Annotated in this window: 3 protein-coding genes; all 3 read left to right on the forward strand. The window is 46.3% G+C overall.

Annotation, left to right across the window (positions count from 1 at the left end):
- Positions 1–414: 414 nt before the first annotated feature.
- Positions 415–1,512, forward strand: a complete 1,098-nt coding sequence (locus Q0413_RS06600; protein WP_298988183.1) for a PepSY domain-containing protein — start codon at positions 415–417, stop codon at positions 1,510–1,512.
- Positions 1,509–3,644, forward strand: coding sequence for a TonB-dependent siderophore receptor (locus Q0413_RS06605; protein ID WP_298988184.1), 2,136 nt, complete (start codon positions 1,509–1,511; stop codon positions 3,642–3,644). The genes Q0413_RS06600 and Q0413_RS06605 overlap by 4 nt, the downstream gene beginning before the upstream one ends.
- Positions 3,645–3,866: 222 nt before the next feature.
- A partial coding sequence (locus tag Q0413_RS06610; protein WP_298988186.1) for a molybdopterin-dependent oxidoreductase occupies positions 3,867–5,338 on the forward strand: 1,472 nt, incomplete at its 3' end.

Below are 5,338 nucleotides of genomic sequence, written 5' to 3' on the forward strand. Positions count from 1 at the left end.
GTGGGGATACGCGCTTATCGGTAAATTCTTTTAATCGCGTAATTGCAAATTTCGCGATTAAAGATTTAAATCGCTGCAACGCAGAGTTTTTTTTGGCGAGTGCGGAATTTGCAAGCCGCTTGAGTCGTTGATCGTCCACGCCTGCAACCCAAACACGACCCTGCGTGATATTGAAATTTTAAAATCCGAAATTTGCTTTAAATTTAAACTCTCTTGTGCGCGAAAATTTTAATATTCGCTCGGCTCTTAAAATCTTAAAATAGCTTTTAAAATTTCTATAAATAAATCATTCAAGCAAATTTTACGCCGTAAAATTTTAGCTATAAAATTATAACGACTTTCAAGATGCTTTAATACAATTTTCACTAAAATCACGTCGTCTTAATTAAAATAATTTTCAAAAAAAGGAAAATTTTGTCTAAATCCTTTCGCAAAATCTCGCGCAAATTTCATTTGTGGCTATCTTTGATATTTTGCATACCCCTTATAATCATTTCTATAAGCGGCTCGGTTTTAGTTTACGCGGAGCAGATCAATGAAGTTTTGCTAAAAGACAAGGTGTTTAGGACGCAAGAAAGCATAGCGAAATTCCCCGTTAGAATGAAATTTAGTACCCTGCAATCCGAGATAAATTCCAAATTTAAAGAGTATGCGATCATGGGCTGGAGCATCGCGCAAGATCCTTTAAAGACCGATAAAATCAGACTTTCCTCGCAGAAGCTACAAAAGCAGGCCCTAATTTACCTGGACGCCTTTAGCGGCGCGATAAATAAACTGCACGCGGAGCTGTTTTTAGGTCGCGGCGGTAGAATTTTTACGGGTATCGTGGGGCTTAGCGCGCTACTTATCGGCATTAGCGGCTTTTTTATCTACAAAAAATTTTGGCAAAACTTATTCTCGCTGAGGCTAGATCGGGCCATATATTTTATGCGCGGCGCTCACCACCTAATCGGAGTCGCGAGCACTCCCGTAATGTTTGCTATAGCTATAAGCGGAGCATGGTGGGAGCTAAGGGCGGTAACTTACAAGCCGCTCGCAAATCCATGCGGCGCGGTCTTGCAGAATTTTAAGACCGAGCGAAATTCCACCGTCGCGGCATCAAACGGAGCGGTAAGCATGAAAACGGCGCAAAATTCCGTAATGCTAGATGAAGCTTTAGCGCAGATAGAAATTAAATTTAAAGAATTTCGCTCCACCTATATCGCCTTTCCGCTCTGTCCGGGCGGCGCTTTTACCGTATACGGCTTCGAGGCGGGGCAAAACCCGCTTCAAAGCCCTTACGCGAGCCGTATCACGATATCGGATGCAGGCGAAATTTTAAAAGCAGACTTTATAAACGATGCGGATTTTTCGGACAAACTTCAAGACGGCTTTCGTCGCGCCCATGCGGGCTCATACGGCGCAATAACGAAGCTTATATGGTTTTTAGCGGGGCTTGCGCCTCTATTTTTAAGCATTTGCGGATTTTACATAACCCTAAAAAATAGAAATTCTAAAAGGAGAAAGTTATGAAGAAAGTATCTCTTTCGCTCGTAGTCGCATTAAATATGCTAACTTCACTTTATGCGGAAAATAACGCCACTGCGAGCACCTCGGAGGACTTAGGCACCATAGAGGTGCAAGATACCCAAAAGCTCCGTCGCGACGACAGAGATTATGAGGCTAGAAAGCTCGTTAAAAGTACCACCAGGCTCGATCTTACGGCGAGAGAAACGCCCCAGTCTCTTACCGTGGTGACCGAAGCCAAGCTAAAAGATATGGGGATAACCGATTATCAGGTGCTGATGCGAAATATCGCGGGCATTACGAGCGGGCGTTGGGATGAGAGGCTCTATCCTACGGCGCGCGGATTTAGCATAGATTATTATCTGCTTGATTCGATGCCTAGCTTCGGAGGTTTTAGCCTCGGGGCGAACGATCTAAATTTGCTACCGTATGAGCGCGTCGAGGTCGTAAAGGGCGCGAACGGATTATTAGCAGGCGCAGGAAATCCTGCCGCGAGTTTAAATTTTATCCGTAAGCACGCAGATTCCACCATCCCAAAAGGTTATATAAGTCTAAACGGCGGCTCATACGACAAATACGGGCTTAAAACCGATGTGCAAAGCCCGCTCAATCAAAGCGGTTCAGTGCGCGGACGCCTAGCGTTTATGCATGAACGATCGCACTCTTATATGGACTATTACAATCGTCGCAATACTGCCGTTTATGGCGTATTAGATATCGATGTAACAGACGATTCAAGGCTGAGCTTTGGCTCATTTTATCAGACTCTACACCGACATGGCACGCGCTGGGGCGGAATGCCCGCGTTTAACTCGGACGGCACGCGCACGCACTTCGGCAAAAACAAAATTTTCTCTCAGCCTTGGACGCGATACGACATCTCTACGCTTGATTTTTATGCCGATTTTAAACAATATTTCTCAAACGAGGCGAGTTTAAGCTTGAGTTATTCGTTTCGTCGCGCTCATACCGATTCAAATTTGCTCTATTATGGCGGCAGGGTAGGCCCTGGCGGCATCGGAAACGTCGCCGATCTTAGCGTTTATGCTAACAAGCGCGAAGAGAATATCCACAATATCGACGCCTACGCAAATATCCCGTATGAGCTTTTCGGACAAGATCATGAATTCGTATTTGGCGCGATGTATAATCTTTACAAAAAAGGATCTGATAACGTAAGTAGCTACTGGAATAACCGAAATACTCCAGCAGGCCTCGCTTATGCCGCGCGTACTAGAATAAATTTTAACGACCTTCATATTGAAGATCCACGCTTACCGTATGTAGATCAAAATAATGCCGATCGAACTATTCAAAAAGCAATTTATGCCGCGAATAAACTCTCAATCACCGAGGATTTAAAGCTCTTATTAGGAACGCGGATGAGTTACTATAAATATAAAATTACAGGTGGAGCAGATAATAGAAATTTTACCCGCGAAATTACTCCATATGCAGGGATCACCTATGATTTAGACGATCATCATACCCTTTATGCAAGTTATACGAGTATTTTTAAACCTCAAACCTACAAGGACAAAAACAATAAATATCTTGATCCCATCCAAGGCAAGGACTACGAAGCGGGCATCAAAGGCGAGTATTTTGACGGCGATCTGCAAGCAAGCCTGGGCGTTTTTAAGATCATCCAAGATAAGCTCGGCATCCGCACCGACGAGTATATCACGGGCACAAATTCCTACGCTTACAGGCAGGGTCGCGGAGTAACCAGCAGGGGCTTTGAAGCGGATGTAAACGGTAAAATCACCGATGCGCTAAGCCTAAGTATGGGGCTAGCGCACTACAAAGCCAAAGACGCTGACGGCAATATTTACGCCAGCGACTCCTCCCGCACCAGCGCAAATCTTTTTGCAAAATATGAGATCGGCACATTTAGAATCGGCGCAGGCGCGATGTATCGCTCAAAGATTTATTCCGACTCTCCATACGGCAGGATCAAGCAGAAAGCTTACACGATTGCAAACGTAATGCTAGGCTACAAAGCGAGTAAAAACCTAGATGTGCAGCTAAACGTCGATAACATAACCGATAAGCGCTATTTTGAGGGCATCGGTTCTAATCGAATGATCTACGGCGATCCGCGCACCTTTAATCTAAGCCTTACGTATAGCTTTTGACCCAAATAGTCGCGGCGGAATTTATCTAGTGCTTAGCTCTAATAGAATTCCATCGCGACGCCATAGATAAATGGCAAATTAAGCCTAAATTTCGTAAAATTACCGCTAAGACGCGAGGTCGCGTAATACGTTAAAAGGCAAACCATGCAAAACTCAACCGCATAAATTCCGCTAAATTTAAACCAACTCAACCAATCAATTTAAATTTAACGGAGAACAACCATGAAAAGACGAGACTTTTTAAAACTAGGTGCGCTAGCTGCGGCTTCAGCGCAGGCAAAACAATTTGACGCGGCGGCGCAGGCGATATTTGACGAGCAGATGGGGCTTTGCGCGAATAAATTTGGCGCATTTTACGTCCAAACCATCGGCGGTAGGGTCGTTGGTACCGAGCCATTTGAGGGAGATGCTATGCCAACGGTGCTAAACAACGCCCTAAGCGATCACATCCAAAACGAAACGCGCGTGAAATACCCATACGTGCGCAAAAGCTTCCTCGCAGACCCGTCAAATCCAAAGCCGCAGCTTCGCGGCAAAGAGCCCTTCGTGCGCGTTAGCTGGGACGAGGCGATAAAGCTAAGCGCTAAAATTTTAAAAGAAAACTTCGATAAATACGGCTCTGAGGCTATTTACGGGCAGCTTTATCAGTGGGGTAGTCTGGGCAAGGTCGGCCACTCGCAGCGCACCGCAAAACGCATGCTAAACGCGCTAGGAGGCTACGTGAGCGAGCTTGGCGGCTACTCATACGGCGCGGCGACGGCGTTTTTGCCTCACGTGACGGGCTCTATCGATCCGACGCATAATCCTACGCGCTGGGAGGGCGTGGTAAAGGAGGCCAAAACGATCGTGTTTTGGGGTACGAACCCCGTCGTCTCAAACAAGATCGCTATCGGCGTTCCGATGCACAACTCCTACGCCTACTACGAAACTATGAAAGAGAAATTTAAAAAAGGCGAGATGAAAATTTACAGCATAGACGTTTACCGCAACGAAACGGCGGAGTATTTCGGCGCGCACTATCTAGCCGTGCGCCCTTGCACCGATACGGCGATGCTGATCGGGCTTTGCGATTATCTTTACGAAAACGGGCTATACGACAAGGAATTTATTGAGCGCTACACGGTCGGGTTTGATAAATTTAAGGATTATTTCACGGGCGCGAAAGACGGCGTGAAAAAGGATCTAAAATGGGCGAGTAAAATTTGCGGCGTAAGCGAAAAAGAGCTAAAAAATCTAGCGGATACCCTGGCTAAAAAAGATATGCTCATCGTCACGGGCTACTCTATCCAGCGTCAGCACCACGGCGAGATGGCGTACTGGGCGCTGATCACGCTAGCTGCGATGCTAGGCGACATCGGCAAGACCGGGCGCGGCTACGTGATGAACGATCAGATGCATAAAAATGCCGATATTAGCTTCATCGCGCCAAAGCTTCAGGCCTTTAACCCTGCGGTAAACGAAAAATACATCGCCCCGCAGGGCAAGCTAGCCAAAGCCAAATACCACGAGATACCAAACAGCAGGCTCATAGACGCGATCATGGAGCCTGGCAAGCAGATCGAGCGCAACGGCAAAAAGTACGTCATGCCGCACATCCGCGTGATGTTTAACGCCAACGGCTCGACCTTCACCCGTCACCCCGACACTAACCGCGCAGTCGAAGCGATGAAAAAGATAGAAGCGATCATCACAAC

Source organism: uncultured Campylobacter sp. (assembly GCF_938045465.1).
GTDB lineage: Bacteria > Campylobacterota > Campylobacteria > Campylobacterales > Campylobacteraceae > Campylobacter_B.

Bases quoted from the DNA above. Each gene is read 5' to 3' on its own strand.
- Q0413_RS06605 (WP_298988184.1), top strand. From the start codon at position 1,509: ATGAAGAAAGTATCTCTTTCGCTCGTAGTCGCATTAAATATGCTAACT.